General features: G+C 36.5%; 11 protein-coding genes and 2 pseudogenes. 4 read left to right on the top strand and 9 right to left on the bottom strand.

Annotated features, from left to right (window positions below):
- The first annotated feature begins 43 nt into the window (after positions 1 to 43).
- Positions 44 to 256, top strand: a complete 213-nt coding sequence (locus LWH95_RS05560; RefSeq protein ID WP_003238233.1) for a hypothetical protein — start codon at positions 44 to 46, stop codon at positions 254 to 256.
- Positions 257 to 286: 30 nt separating this feature from the next.
- Here the strand turns inward: LWH95_RS05560 and LWH95_RS05555 are convergent, their stop codons facing one another.
- Positions 287 to 862 carry a hypothetical protein gene (locus LWH95_RS05555; protein WP_032732005.1) on the bottom strand — a complete coding sequence of 192 codons (576 nt, stop codon included), beginning with the start codon at positions 860 to 862 and terminating at the stop codon, positions 287 to 289.
- Positions 863 to 1,698: 836 nt separating this feature from the next.
- A complete protein-coding gene (locus tag LWH95_RS05550) occupies positions 1,699 to 2,538 on the bottom strand; it encodes a thymidylate synthase (RefSeq protein ID WP_148981816.1) in 840 nt (279 codons plus the stop codon).
- A gap of 814 nt (positions 2,539 to 3,352) precedes the next feature.
- On the opposite strand from LWH95_RS05550, the gene LWH95_RS05545 reads away from it, so the two are divergent.
- Both LWH95_RS05545 and LWH95_RS05540 read left to right on the top strand, forming a co-directional pair.
- On the top strand, positions 3,353 to 3,634 hold the full coding sequence (locus LWH95_RS05545; RefSeq protein ID WP_060398691.1) for a hypothetical protein: 282 nt from the start codon (positions 3,353 to 3,355) through the stop codon (positions 3,632 to 3,634).
- A gap of 218 nt (positions 3,635 to 3,852) precedes the next feature.
- Positions 3,853 to 4,467 (top strand): VanZ family protein, encoded by a 615-nt coding sequence (locus LWH95_RS05540; RefSeq protein WP_326977354.1) that lies wholly within the window; start codon positions 3,853 to 3,855, stop codon positions 4,465 to 4,467.
- A gap of 91 nt (positions 4,468 to 4,558) precedes the next feature.
- Here LWH95_RS05540 and dutA read toward each other — a convergent pair whose 3' ends face one another.
- From dutA to xylA, 6 genes and pseudogenes are all read right to left on the bottom strand, one after another.
- On the bottom strand, positions 4,559 to 4,993 hold the full coding sequence (gene dutA, locus LWH95_RS05535; protein ID WP_148981814.1) for a dUTP diphosphatase DutA: 435 nt from the start codon (positions 4,991 to 4,993) through the stop codon (positions 4,559 to 4,561).
- 29 nt (positions 4,994 to 5,022) lie between these two features.
- A pseudogene (locus tag LWH95_RS05530) lies at positions 5,023 to 5,416 on the bottom strand (DUF2691 family protein); the annotation flags it as partial.
- Positions 5,417 to 5,835: 419 nt separating this feature from the next.
- Positions 5,836 to 7,251, bottom strand: a complete 1,416-nt coding sequence (locus LWH95_RS05525; protein WP_148981813.1) for a sugar porter family MFS transporter — start codon at positions 7,249 to 7,251, stop codon at positions 5,836 to 5,838.
- Between the two features lie 765 nt (positions 7,252 to 8,016).
- Positions 8,017 to 8,551, bottom strand: a pseudogene (locus LWH95_RS05520) (glycoside hydrolase family 11 protein).
- A gap of 452 nt (positions 8,552 to 9,003) precedes the next feature.
- Positions 9,004 to 10,503, bottom strand: coding sequence for a xylulokinase (gene xylB / locus LWH95_RS05515; protein ID WP_232919109.1), 1,500 nt, complete (start codon positions 10,501 to 10,503; stop codon positions 9,004 to 9,006).
- Positions 10,504 to 10,652: 149 nt separating this feature from the next.
- Positions 10,653 to 11,990, bottom strand: coding sequence for a xylose isomerase (xylA, locus tag LWH95_RS05510; protein ID WP_232919108.1), 1,338 nt, complete (start codon positions 11,988 to 11,990; stop codon positions 10,653 to 10,655).
- A 263-nt stretch (positions 11,991 to 12,253) separates the two neighbouring features.
- Between xylA and xylR the strand changes: the two genes are divergently transcribed.
- A complete protein-coding gene (gene xylR, locus LWH95_RS05505) occupies positions 12,254 to 13,408 on the top strand; it encodes a transcriptional repressor XylR (RefSeq protein ID WP_148981808.1) in 1,155 nt (384 codons plus the stop codon).
- Positions 13,409 to 13,533: 125 nt separating this feature from the next.
- Here the strand turns inward: xylR and xynB are convergent, their stop codons facing one another.
- On the bottom strand, positions 13,534 to 15,135 hold the full coding sequence (gene xynB, locus LWH95_RS05500) for a xylan 1,4-beta-xylosidase (protein WP_060398684.1): 1,602 nt from the start codon (positions 15,133 to 15,135) through the stop codon (positions 13,534 to 13,536).
- Positions 15,136 to 15,161 lie beyond the last annotated feature (26 nt).

Genomic DNA, 15,161 nt, shown 5'->3' with positions numbered 1-15,161 from the left:
CTTTGTTTATTTATATCATATTTTAATATAGGGTGGAATTTGTATGAAATACGGAAAAACAGGTCTTTTTGGGATTATTTTAGTTATTATTGCTCTTTTGGTATCAATGTATTTTATGTTTAATACAAAAGCGTTGATACCTGCTGGATACGATCTGGCTATTCATGGAATTGTTATATCAAGAACATTAATGATCGCTTTCACTTTGTATCTAGTTTCAAAATTAGGGTATTTTCTTCTTAATAAAAAAGATTAGCTTCAAAAGCTAATCTTTTTTTATATGAAATTAATAGTTTTTTAGAGCATATTCTCCATACATAGGTTTTTTAACTACGTATTTTTTCTTTGATACACATTTACCGGTAACAATATCTTTAAGACAGTTGTATCCTTCTTCTACATTATACCTAACTCTATATGCCATATAAACTCTTTTATTAGCTCCAACATTTAGAGTATATCCTTTAGAGCTAGCTACAGAGCCTGCAGTTGAGATTCCTAAACCACTAATAGATCCGCTTACAGTTGTTGTAAAAGTAACTGTTTTGTTTGCAGTAATGGATCCCCCTTTACTCCCCGTTGCTATATTATCAGAAACTCTTTTAAAGCTAGACCAGCTTTTATATGTTTTAACATTCATCTTAACATTACGAAAATCGTTCACAAATTGCGCAGTAAACTCCCCGCCTCCTGAGTTACTTGTTAAGCCAGTTGACTCGTTTGCAAATACGGTATGCACTTGTGATTCAATTGAGACAGGCTTGTCTGCCCCTTTTTCAGCAGCTAAGACATTGCCATTAGGAAAAGCTAAGATAAATAGAGCTATGGAACTAATGGCTAACTTACAAAAAACTTTTTTCATCGACAACAGTCCTTTCTATGTATTCATTTAGTACCATATAAGTATACAATTTCTAGAAATATATTTAAATGGTTATTTTCAAATATTAAGAATATTTTTAATGGAAATATAGAGAAGCAAGGGTTACAGTATAATACTGTAACCCTTGGTATAATATTATTTGACATGGTGCTTGTTCACCATATTCTGCCGAATTTCAGACCAAGTTCACTTAGAAATGGTATGAACACAATTCCGTGCTAAAAAATATGAAACTGCCCCCTTTAATTATGGTTAAGGGTAGATTCATATCTTCTTTTGGTTGCATTTAGTCAAGGACCAAAAATATTGCATTTCAACCCTCAAAGTGCACAAAGTAATCGTATTTTCGATCTTGGTCTTTTAAGATAAAATATGTATATGTTAATATTGGGTTTACACTTTAGCTATTCAAATGTTTAAGAAATCTAGAAAGGTTGATGAAAATGAACCTTTATTTAGTTGTAGCTCTTGTTATTTCAGTTTTTTTGAATGTGATCTTATGTATCCAGTTAGCAAAATACAAAACCAGTCATTCCACTAATATAAGTTGGAAAAAAAGGATGGGACTCGACAATCCCTTTACAGCTATTGTATGGGCTTTTCTTTGCATTACAATATTCTTGAGCCTTATGGTATTATTAGCAGGAATTAACACCTTATAAAACCACTGCCTTTTCATCGTTCATTCAATTTTTTCAACCAAAGAATCCGTCATTCTCTAGTACGCAAGACCATCTAACGCTTTTCTAACAATCCCTTTGCTTCGATTGCTCTCTAATTTTGTTTTCTTTTTAATGAACAATAAAGAGGCAGCATTAAACTGCTACCTCAAATGAAAGCCTGTCCCCATGTTTATAGTTGATTAACTTGAAATCATCAATGGTAAAGTCATAAAAATCTTTGACTTCAGGATTGATCCATAATTCAGGTGCTTCAAACTGCTCTCTTTCCATTTGGATTTTCAAATTATCTATATGACGTGTGTACACATGGCAATCACCAATGTTAAAGATATATTCACCAAGCTCATAACCAGTCACTTGAGCAATCATGCGCTGCAAAACATTGTACTGAAATACATTGAAGGGATTTCCCAATGCCATATCATTGCTCCGTGCTCTTACCTCTAGGTGGAGTTTTCCTTGCTTAACATACCATTGCGTCTCGTATACACATGGTGTTAAGGCCATTGAGTCTAATTCATCAGGATTCCAAAGCATTGTAATGTGTCTCCGTGAAGATGGGTTGTTCTTCAATTGATGCAGAAGATAATCAACCTGATCTACCTTTTCTCCATTTAGATTTCTGTTTTTCTTGCCCAGCTGGAATCCATATGCATGTCCGATGCTGCCATCTTCTTGTTTCCATTGATCCCAGATATGTACGCCCATTTTGTTTAATTCTGTAACATCGTTCGATTTCAGCTGCCAAATCCAGAGCAACTCTTTAATCGCTGTTTTCCAGGCAACTTTTTTTGTTGTTAAAATAGGAACTTCTGAGTTGTCGAATCTCATTTGCTTGCTAATGATGCTTAGTGTGTGAGCCGGTGTTCCATCAGAGTCCCACTTTGTTCTTACATTAAATTCTTCGTCTGAGATTCCATTATTTAAAATATCCTTGATAATTGAATTGTATTGTTTATCAAATTGGGTCATGACTGTTCATATCCTTCTTTCTTTTTCAGTTTCTAGGCATTTCAAGAAATGATTTTACGATACCAATTTTATCGCAAAAACTATGCATGTGCAGATAAAATGAGATTGTGATTCCAATCATTGTGTGCTTAAAGAGGAGTTAGCCCCCTCTTTTACACCTGTATTTCCTCATAACATAGTCTGTCACATAGCTCATAGTTACCGCCAGTTTGAAACATACACCGTTGATAACATCGTTGAGGATTATAAGAGATGATTTGATATTGAGGCATATGAAAATTAAAATAGTAAGGTGTCTGTGTGTACCAAATTGGATATTGTCTAAACATATTAATTCCTCCATTCGCTCCCCTTGGCTTAATGCATTGTATTTACCTCAATATCAATTGTCATTTGTCCATGTGAAATTGGGCTTTGTTTAAAACAAATCCCTCTAATTTCATTCATTTGATCATTGCACTTTCTTTTATTGTATTTGGTAACAGATCATTCCCTCTTTAAATCGTTTTGACTGGTTTTACTGATTGTTGAGCTTCCAAAGCAGCATCAGAAATAATATCATAGAGCTCCTGACTTTTAACCAAGCAAATATTCTTCAGCATTTTCTGAAAGTCCCTCTTCTTCTCCATACACTTTCATCTAATTTATTGTAATTGAATCCATTCTCCTGCTCTTATTTTAATAAGTAATTTATCCATTTTGTTTTCAGAAAGTTTTTAAACAGCCTCTTTTTACAATTATTATTTCATTTGACTATACCATATCATTGAAACTTCATATATTAATTTCGATTAGAATAAAAGGAGGGCTTTAATTGGGTTATTACAAAAAGTATAAAGAAGAGTATTACACTTGGAAAAAAACGTATTACAAAAAGTATTATGATCATGATAAGAAGCATTATGATTGTGACAAAAAATATTATGATCATGATAAAAAACATTATGATTGCGACAAAAAGTATTATGACCATGATAAAAAACATGATCATGATAAAAAGTATTATGATGATCACGATTATCATTATGAAAAAAAGTATTATGATGACGATGATCATTACTATGATTTTGTCGAATCATATAAAAAACATCACTAAATCACTTAAACATCTATTTATTCCCCCGGTGACATACCGGGGCTTTTTTATTTATGAAAACAGTCATTAACTTGGCTTTAAATTAGTTTCATTTGTAGTTTTTATTTGCCCTGTCCTACTTTTTTATTCTAGATAAAAGTATTCTTTTATTGAAATCTGAATCTTCCCTTTTTCCTATTTATGTTAAAATGAGTTAAAAAGGAAATTGTGGTGTATTTATGCTCGACTCAGCTTTTCTCTTGCCATACTTAATGGTTCTTTATTTTTGCTTTATATTTTATAGACTCATAAGACGAGTCCTTTACAAAAAAAGCCGGCTGTCCATACATAAACATATCGTTATCTTTTGTTTATTGGTTTACTTTTTCAACTTGATTAGTGTTACATTATTCCCTATGCCAATAGATGCTGATTTAATTAAGGATATGAAATACGACTCTTATATCCCATTCGTATCAGGAAATAACTTTATCCCGTTTTACTTTATTGTAGATGTTTATCATGAAGGACTGCAATATTATGTAATTAGATCAATTGGAGGAAACCTAATATTATTACTGCCAGTTGGCTTGTTGTTTCCTCTTTTATTTAAGAAATTAAATAACGTAAAAAGAATTTTGCTAACTGGATTTTTCATATCTTTGTTTATTGAACTAGCACAGCTTTCGATTTCAGTGTATATAAGATCTGTTTACAGAAGTTTTGACGTAGATGATTTAATTCTTAACACCTTAGGAACTGTGATAGGGTATTGGCTCTTTTTCATTTTAAGCATGTTTTATAAAAGAGTAACTTATCGCTTTAAAAGTAATACCTCAATAAACATTGAGTAATTTTTTGATCTATCCATAAGGTAATATGCACCTTGGCTGTAACCTCCATAAGGTCAATTACACAACATGAAGGCAGCCAAGGTTTTATTATTTACTTCGTTCCCGTAGAACCGTGCCCGCCTCTATCTTCATTCCCTAAACGCTCAACTTCAATTAATTCAAGTGCCGGCATTTTTTTCATAATCCTAAATTGACAGATACGGTCTCCCTTTTTAATTTCTGTATCACGTAATGCGTAAGCAGGAAAGAACCAAAAATCGTTGTCCCCCTTGTATGACTCATCAATAACCCCCATTGAGTTTGTTTGAATAACGCCAAAATTCTTATATGTACTTGAACGGGGAACGACATGTGCTTCGTAACCCTCAGGCAACTCCATTGCTACACCTAATGGGACAAGTTTAAATTCTTCTTTTTTCATTGTTACATCTTCGGCAGCCCGAAGATCAATCCAATCTCCTTGCTCAATTTTGCTGATTCTTGTTTGTGTTTCATCTAGATATTTGATTTTAATTTGCATTGTCATATGTATTACTCCCTTTAATTATAGAATTATTATACGGTAAGGCCTGTTCTTGTGTCATTGTCATCAGTTATAAGTTGAACCTCTTCAAAGTCGTTCTTTAGAGCATTAATGAAAATCTTTTCAATGACATTTCTGTCTTTACAGTATATCGAAACATAGCTGCTATCTGCCAACAATAGGACAAGTTCGCAATCACTGTCAACAAACTCTTCGTATGTCTGGACTAGATCAACCGCTTGTCCAAATGGATATGCTTGCAATTCAACGAAAATGGTATAGTACTGATTGGTTTTTAAGTGGTGCAAAGCCTGCCCCTTCAACAACTGAGTTGTCTTTGAAGAATTCCTGATCATCTAGCTCTCCGCCTGTTACAAAGTAAGTTTCTCCCCTCATTTTCCACATATAATGAGTTATTTCGAACGGGATCATTCACCCCTCTCTAAAATCATACTCAACTGTTAGGTTAGCGTAACAAGAATCGACTGCCGTTTGATACCGCTCTTCTTTCTTATAACTCACTTACTTTACAAATTTTAATTAGTTCTTCTAATTTAATCATTCTTATTATTTTATCACTTCCCTATCAAAAATGATTATTGAAAAGTTTTGCTGTTCTCCACCAATTCAAGCACTACGTTTAACTTCTCTGAAAGCTACTGTCACAGGAGTCAGGCAAAGTTTTTAGACCGGCCGATTCCATTTGTTTTTTATTTATACAACACAAGAAAGACAGCCAAAATAATCTGACTGTCTTTTACAAAACGATTGGCTGTATAATTTGCTTTGCTATGTACTTGCGTAGTGGGAGTACTCTTTCAGTTCAATGATTTTATTATAAATCATTACACCTCAATAACTGACTTTTCAGGGGTATCTTCAACGTGTCGAGAACGAAAATGCTCTTCTAGTTCTTCAAGTGTACGCCCCTTTGTTTCCGGCATGAATTTGTACACAAAACCGATTGCCAATACACCCAAAGCGACGAATATAAAGAATGTAAAAGACAAACCTGCGGAGCTAAGCAAAATCGGAAAAGCAAAACCGATCATAAAGTTTAATATCCACAGAAAAAAAACACTTATTCCAGAACCAAGCCCTCTTAATCTTTGAGGGAATATTTCCGCAATGACCAGCCAAGTCACAGGGCCTACGCACCCTTGCATAAAGGCAAGAAATAAAACGGTCAAAGAAAGTACAACATAAGGGAGTGCTGCAGATCCATCAAGCACTATTGAGAATATTGCAATGAATAAAAGTGCTGTAGTCGTTCCCGCCAAACCAATCAATAATATTGGACGCCGGTTCACTTTTCCGACCAGCCAAATCCCAAATATAACTGCTATAACTGATATCAGCCCATTCCCAATATTAGCGATTAAAGCCGCTTTTGTACCAAAACCAGATTCTTTAAGGATTTGAGTGCCATAATACATAATCGAGTTAACACCTGTAATTTGATTCACTATGGCAACACCGATTCCAATCAGTAAAAGACGGCGCAGCCATGGTGTAGAAAAGTCCTTGAGTGATGCCTTCTCTAGTTCTGTATCTTTTTCTACCGCTGCTTGAATTTCTCTAAATTCAGCTTCTGCACGCTTATCTTCTCGAATTTCTTTAAGAACACGCAGCGCCTCACTTTTTTTCCCTTTGGAAGTTAGCCATCTCGGGCTTTCTGGCACCTTGAGCATACTGGCAAATAACATGATAGCCGGAACGGCACAAAGGGCAAGCATGTATCTCCAAACATGTCCGGTATTTGCCATTGTAACGCCAAGGATCGCATTAAAAACATATGCTAAAAATTGCCCGCCGACAATCATTAGCTCATTTTGGGTTACCATACGTCCTCGCTTCTCATGCGGTGCCATTTCTGCTAAAAATGCCGGTACCATCGCTGAAGCTCCCCCAACCGCCAGCCCGAGCAAAAAACGAAAGACTGCCATGATTGAAACATTAGGGGCTAATGCTGTTCCGAGAGATGCCAGGAAGAATAAAAAAGAAAGATGAAGGATCATTTTCCGGCGGCCATAGCGATCAGCTAATCTGCCGCATAACAACGCTCCAAACGCCGCACCTAATAAAAGAATACTTGTCACAAGCCCTTCTGTAACCGGTGTTAAATGAAGCTGATCTGCTCTCGCCATAAAAGGCAATGCTCCATTTATAACTCCGGTGTCATATCCAAAGAGAAGCCCTCCAAATGTTGCTGAAATCATAATTAATTTCAATCTGCGATTTTGATGTTCATTCATATCCATTTCCCCTGCCTTTATTAAGAATACTTAATAATTTCCTTTCGGTATGGCTATTGAAACAAGGATATAGAATTTTAACTAAAAGTAAGATCGTTTGAAAATCATGTCTATCTTAGATTTCCGGCTCTGAATTTGTAATCGCTTTCACTTTTCACCAAAAAAAAACACAAACCCTTAATTGTTATGTTGTAGTGATGTTTTTGTCACTTTATTGTCATTTCTGATATTATCATAATTCCAAAAGCGTTTTAAGTCAATAAAATTTTCAGAATTATTTGTTTTTATCTTTTCGAGGATATGTTTTGGTTATTTTATTGGCAAGTTCATACGGTTGAATAAGCAACAACAAAGCAGAATGCAACTTTTAAAGAATTGAGTGAAACTTCTAATGCAAATGAAAATAAAATCTCTTATGCTGCAGCGTCAACTGGAGGAACAGAAGCGTTTGCAAATTGAATTAGAAAAAAAGCTCTGGCTTGTCTAGTTTCCATTCTGCTTACCAAGCTAAAACAGACAGAGATCATGACAACTATGCCTGTTAAATTTTCTGCTGTGTAAGTAATGCCAGAGGATCTGTATATTCCTAATAGTTAGAGTTAATCCTGCTTTTTAAACATGAATCTTGTTGACTAACGTAAAAACAGCTATTTAGATAATAAAAAAGCACCCTTCACGTTAAGGTGAGGGGATATTTTTGTATGAAACATACTTTCGGTTTTATCGTAAATCAAGAATTCGGACTGAAACACGAATCAAAACTTAAAAGGATTAATTTCTTTTTCCTCCAATAGTCAGTACATTAGTCGTTACATTAGCACTGCCATTACTTTGATATCCCTCTACCGTAAGCGCGGTTTCATACATCTTACCCATTGGCATTCCTAAGCTTTCCCACTTCTTGAAGTGTTCGCTGACAGATACAGTTCCGCTCGTTCGTTTTGTCTGCCGGACACTCTAATACTGTTTAAAGGTTGCGATACCTATAATAGAAGGCTGGTTGATTCGAATCGTTTCATAAATGTCATATGTGCCTCCATCAACAGTAAAACTACCCTTCGGCGTTCCGGTCGGTCTATAGGTGCCCCAATTATCGACGATGTAATATTCAACGAGCGGGTCCTTCGTCCATCCATACACACAGATAGGAATTTCCGCCTGGATTGAAGGTTGCGTTATAATGAATTGATATGTTTCCAAGTTGTGAGTGAGTCTTGGTAGAGTCGAATTTCTTGCCTTTTCGAAATAACGCATTCCCGATGTTATTCCACTGGGCACTAAACGCGCCGCCGCTATTGAGCGTCATACTGGTGTTCCCATGATCCTTCCACAGTTCATAGTCATAGCCATCGTGGGAGCCGGTTTGATTTGAGGTGATTGTAGTTGCCGCCTGTGCGGACCATGCAGGTAATGTCAGCGCTAGACTAAATAAAACTGCTAACAAAAACCTCATTCTTTTTTGTTCCATTTGGTATGCCTCCAGTTTGATTAGATTGCATTTAGGTCTTACCGTAATGTTTTGTTTACTCACCACCTTTCACAAGGCAGTTATATTATTTGTCCTGCTAACCTACTAAAAAGTTTCGTTTATCATGTAATAGCTTTATGTTTTTGATGGGAAATAGAATGGAGCAACTGATTTTTTGATGCCGCTTTTAATTTGGTTACCAGATATATAAACCCAATGATGAATCTGTAGTGAGTCATCAAAGGGCTTTGATGATGATTAGCCGTTAATTGTTCTTACGTCATTTATCATTAGTTTTTTCGAAAGCTCTTTAAAGCTGTATTTAGATCCTTTGTGTGAGTGTAAATTTTTTTATACAAATCGAATAGTGTTTTGTATTTTTGAACATTTTGTTCCTTTGGATAAAATGCAGCAGCCTCACGAATGAACTTCTCTGCACATTCTTCAAGGGATTCAAACCACCCACTTCCAAAGGCAGCTAGCATCGCAGCCCCCAAGGCTGGACCTTGTTCATTTTCTAACTTGATCACCCTCGCATTGAAAATATCAGCTTGCATTTGCAGCCACGTTTCATTTTTAGCTCCCCCGCCAATAGAAACAACAGTATGAACTGATTTCCCTACTTCGCGGAATAACTCAATTGATTCATGTAAAGAGAATGTGATCCCTTCCATTATCGCCCTCAAAAAGTGCTCTCTTTTGTGGGCTCCATCCATTCCGATCAAGCTTCCCCGAATAGAAGAATCAGCATGCGGCGTTCTTTCACCAACCAAATAAGGAGTGAATAGCAGTCCATTTGATCCTATCGGAATAGATTCTATCCCCTGCAATAATTGCTCAAACGATTCGTTTGGTGCAAACGTTCTTTTAAACCAGTCTAAGCTGTATCCTGCAGCGAGCGTGACTCCCATCGTATAAAAAGAATCCTCTTTTCCATGATTAAAAAAGTGCACTTTCCCTTTAAAGTCTCTTTCTTTGCCTTCTTCGTAAGAAAGTATGACCCCGGACGTCCCAATACTGCATAATGTTTTTCCAGAAGAAAGAATACCGGCCCCAATAGCACCGCAAGCATTATCTGCTCCCCCGGCGTACACTTTTGTTTTTTCTAACAACCCGGTCTTCGCCGCAACGTTCGGAAGCAGCGATCCTACACAATCATGAGATTCAATCAGCGGAGGACAAATACCTGCAGAAATACCAAATTGATTGCAAATCTCATCGCTCCACTCCTTGCGGGTCATATGTAAAAGTAAAGTGCCTGCTGCATCGGAGTATTCGGTGTGAATGACACCAGTCATACGGAATCTCACATAGTCTTTCGGAAGCAAAAAAACAGCAATTTTTTTAAAAAGTTCAGGTTCATGTTCCTTCACCCATAACATTTTAGGTAATGTAAACCCTTCTAGAACACGGTTTTTTGTAATGTCAAGCAGATGATCGCCAAATGTCTCGGTCATCCTGATACATTGAAGCGTCGTTCTGGTATCATTCCAAAGGATTGCATGGCGTAACACCTGCCGATCTTTGTCAAGCAGTACTAATCCATGCATTTGTCCCGAATAGCTTATCCCGTCAATATCCTTGGCTTGAACGTTGGATTTAGAAACCAATTCAGCCAATGCATTAATTGTTTGCTGCACCCAGTCTTCAGGATTTTGCTCACTATATCCCGCCTTCTCTTGAATGAGCGGATAACTTTTGGACGTTTCTGCACAAACCTTGCCGTTTTGATTGACTAAAATGGTTTTAACAGCACTTGTTCCAATATCTATTCCAATGACATACTTCATTTTTTCACTCCTTAACCTTTAAAAAACCATTCACTCTAAATAAATCCCAATTGTAGAAATTACCCGTCATAACAATAAGCAAACGTAAAGGAATCATGACGGGTAGATCGTTGACTTGGTATCTATAGCAGGATCTGGAGCTTATCCTGTTAAACTTCTAAAATGTATTGGTTCAATATCGCTTTTAATCGCTCCTGTCTTCCAGACTCGTTTTTCATTGATTTATTGTTGAGAGCATATTGCTCAAGCATCTTGAAATTGGCTCTTCCTTCTGCAATTTCGAGACCAATCCCTTCAGTAAAGCTGCGATAACGATGTTTAATCACATCTTCAAACACACGATCTTCGACTAATTTGTGGGCGACTTTCAATCCTCTTGCAAATGCATCCATCCCTGCAATATGGGAATATATTAGATCATCAGGCTCAAAAGAAGATCTTCTGACCTTCGCGTCAAAGTTTAATCCGCCGCTTCCAAGGCCACCATTTTGCAGGATTTCGTACATTGCTAATGTCGCAGAATATAAATCTGTCGGAAATTCATCAGTGTCCCAGCCTAAAAGAGGATCACCCTGGTTCGCGTCAACAGAGCCAAGAAGTCCATGTACTCTTGCCATGCGTAATTCATGTTCGAATGTATGCCCGGCTAATGTGGCATGATTGGCTTCGAGATTTAATTTAAAATGATGATCTAAGCCATATTGCTTCAAAAAGGCAATGGTTGTTGCGGCATCTGTATCATATTGATGCGTGGTCGGCTCTTTTGGTTTTGGTTCTATCAAAAACTGCCCTGTATACCCGATTTCTTTCGCATAATCCACTGCCATATGCATGAATCTGGCCAAATTATCAAGTTCAAATTTCAAATCGGTATTTAACAATGTTTCGTACCCTTCACGGCCGCCCCAAAATACATAATTCTCGGCGCCAAGCTCTTTTGCTGTTTCTAATCCTTTTTTCACTTGTGCTGCAGCATACGCAAACACATCTGCATTGCAAGAAGTCGCGGCACCATGGACGAAACGGGGATTCGTAAACATGTTTGCAGTATTCCATAATAGCTTAACATTGCTAGTTCTCATGTAATCTTTCATCAGGCTCACGATAATATCTAAATTTTGGTTTGTCTCTTTTAGCGTACTACCTTCTGGTGCAATATCCCGGTCATGAAAAGCAAAAAATGGTGCATCCAGTTTTTCAAACATCTCAAATGCTGCTTCTACTCTCGCTTTCGCTAAATCCATGCCTTTATACTGATCCCAAGGTCTTTGCATCGTAGCTGCTCCAAAAACGTCTGTGCCATCAGCGGTAAATGTATGCCAATAAGCAATAGAAAATCGCAGATGCTCTTTCATTGTTTTTCCGCCGATTACTTCTTGAGAATCATAATATTTAAATGCTAAAGGATTAGTGGAATTTTTCCCTTCGTAAACCACTTTGTTTACGCTTCCAAAAAAGTTAACTGAACTAGAATGAGAGTGAGCCATGTTATGTCCCCCTTAATAATAAATTTAAAACATGATAATTCAAATTCAGGCACATTTATAAGTAAGTTGTATATTAGTTTGTTGTTCAAACAAACTAACTTATTTTCATCTTATATAACCCCATCAGTATTTTCAATATTTTTTTTAGTTTTTTATGAACACATTCGATATAATAAAGGTAAGATTCGCTATGTAGTATGTTTCAAATTGAACACACAAAAATTTCAACTTAATTTAAAGGTTATACAAATGGAGTGGATGAAGTGGATATCGCAGATCAAACCTTTGTCAAAAAAGTAAATCAAAAGTTATTATTAAAAGAAATACTTAAGAACTCACCCATTTCAAGAGCAAAATTATCTGAAAAGACTGGATTAAATAAATCAACTGTTTCATCACAGGTAAACACATTAATGAAAGAAAATCTTGTATTTGAAATAGGTCAGGGACAATCAAGTGGCGGAAGAAGACCTGTCATGCTTGTTTTTAATAAAAAGGCGGGATACTCTGTGGGAATAGATGTAGGTGTGGATTATATTAATGGCATTTTAACAGACCTTGAAGGGTCAATTGTGCTTGATCAACACCACCATTTGGAATGCAATTCTCCAGAAATAACGAAAGACATTTTAATTGACATGATTCATCACTTTATTAAGCATATGCCAGAATCTCCGTACGGTCTTATTGGTATAGGGATATGCGTGCCTGGGCTAATTGATGAAAATCAAAAAATTGTTTTCACTCCGAACTCCAACTGGAGAAATATTGACTTAAAACCTTTCATACAAGAGAAGTTCAATGTGCCTGTTTTTATTGAAAATGAGGCAAATGCCGGCGCATATGGAGAAAAAGTATTCGGTGCTGCAAAAAATCACGATAACATTATTTATGCAAGTATCAATACAGGGATAGGGATCGGTATTATTATCAACAATCATTTATATAGAGGGGTAAGCGGATTCTCTGGAGAAATGGGACATATGACAATAGACTTTAATGGCCCTAAATGCAGTTGCGGAAACCGAGGCTGCTGGGAATTGTATGCTTCAGAGAAGGCTTTATTAACATCTCTTCAGACGAAAGAGAAAAAAGTATCCACTCAAGATATCATAGAACTCGCCCATCTGAATGATATTGGAACTTTAAATGCGTTACAGAATTTTGGATTCTATTTAGGAATAGGCCTTACCAATATTCTAAATACATTCAATCCACAAGCCATTATTTTAAGAAACAGCATAATTGAATCGCATCCTATGGTTTTAAATTCAATTAAAAGTGAAGTGTCAGCCAGGGTTTATTCCCAATTAGGCAGCAGCTATGAATTATTACCATCTTTCTTAGGAAAAAACGCACCAGCGTTAGGGATGTCCTCCATTGTTATTGACCATTTTCTGGATATGGCTACAATGTAATTTATAATTAAAAATGCACAAATCTTTATGTTTTACGCTCATCTTTAATGCTGAATAGGAATATAGAGCGTCTTCTACTATGAAAAAGGAGTTCTAAAATAGAAGTCTCCTTTTTCATATGCACATTATTTTTCTTTATAACGAAAATATCTAAAGTCGGCCGGAATATGATTACCGCTGGTATCTTGGCATTGCATCCCTACAAAGGCTCCTGTGAAGAATCCTCCTCCACGGATGTAATCATCTGATAATTTTTTCGTTTCTAATAAAATGTCAATTTTTTGCCAATCTTCTTTGTGAAAAGAATAGAAATAAGTATAGTTTTCTCTTTCAATATTTACTTTTAAATATACATACTTAACCTCCCGAGGAATAACAATTTTATTTTTTAATGGCTGTGAAAAAGAAAAGTTATCACATATTGTTAATTCAAGAATACGGCCAAGTTCTTCATCATATGTGATTTGAAGAGCCGTCCAGTTCTCTGTATTGTAATAGTTCACCAATCCAGCGGCTTGTTGAAAATTTTCCGGATAAAATGCAACAGCGGTTTCCGCTTCAAAATGGAGACTTTGCCAACGTCTGGCTACAAATGCCTGAGTAAATGTCGAGGTTAATGATTCATGGCCGTATAATCGTAAATGATTTGGCACTTGAGTCAATGAACCTAATTCATTTGTAAACGGAATCCTTAAAGTTTGAAAGTTAATATTTAATTTTGAGTCCTCGAATTCATCAACTTCCGGGTACGTTGCTTCAAACGCTGTTTCGGGTATAGAAGGCGCTTCTACGTCCAAGCTCCCTTCTTTTCCGCCTGCTACATAAGGCCATTCATCTTTCCAATAAAGTTTTTGAATAGCTGTTTCTCTCCCCAAAGGACAATATCCTCTCTGCTGAAAAATTGAATCATCGTCCGGATGAATAGGACGTCCCGTTAAATGAGCTAAATACCACTCACCTGTATGTGTTTGAACAATGGATGCATGCCCGCATTTTTGCAGCGGATTTTCTGGATCATGCCATGACGTTAAGATTGGATTATCGGGATGAACTTCATATGGACCCTCAATATTTGCAGAACGGGCAATTGTAGCAGCGTGTTCGAACCGTGTTCCTCCTTCTGCGGTTAATAAATAATAATAGTTCCCAATATGATAAAGGTGTGGAGCTTCAGTCAGCTTTCTATCCGTTCCTTTAAATATAACTTTCGGTTTACCAATTAATTTTTGCTCCTTATCAGAATATTCCTGTATGACAATTCCTCCGAATGAGTGCCGATCAACACGCTGATCCCATAACATATTTAATAAATATTTTTTTCCATCTGTATCATGGAATAAAGAGGCATCAAACCCCGAGCTATTTAATGTAATCGGCTCCCCCCAGTCGCCATGAATCGTCTCACAAGTCACTAAATAATTGTGACAATCTTTCCACGCCCCGTCTACTACCTTAACATCCGTATAGACCAGCCAAAACTTTCCGTCGCTATAACTTAAACATGGCGCCCAAACCCCGCCTGAATTAGGGTTTCCTTTCATGTCTAATTGTGAAACTCTCTGTAATGGATGTGCAACTAAGTGCCAATTTACTAAATCCTTTGAATGGTGTATCTGGACTCCTGGAAACCACTCAAATGTAGATACAGCGATATAATAGTCCTCTCCTACCCTGCAAATACTTGGATCGGGATTGAATCCTTTAAGCACTGGATTGATAATCTTCATTTGGAACTCCCCCTCAGCTATTTTCT

Origin of the sequence: Bacillus sp. G16, from assembly GCF_021282335.1 — a bacterium.
Classification (GTDB): Bacteria; Bacillota; Bacilli; order Bacillales; family Bacillaceae; genus Bacillus; species Bacillus inaquosorum.
The sequence above is the reverse complement of the archived record's forward strand: the minus strand, read 5'-3'. Positions and strand labels throughout refer to the sequence as shown.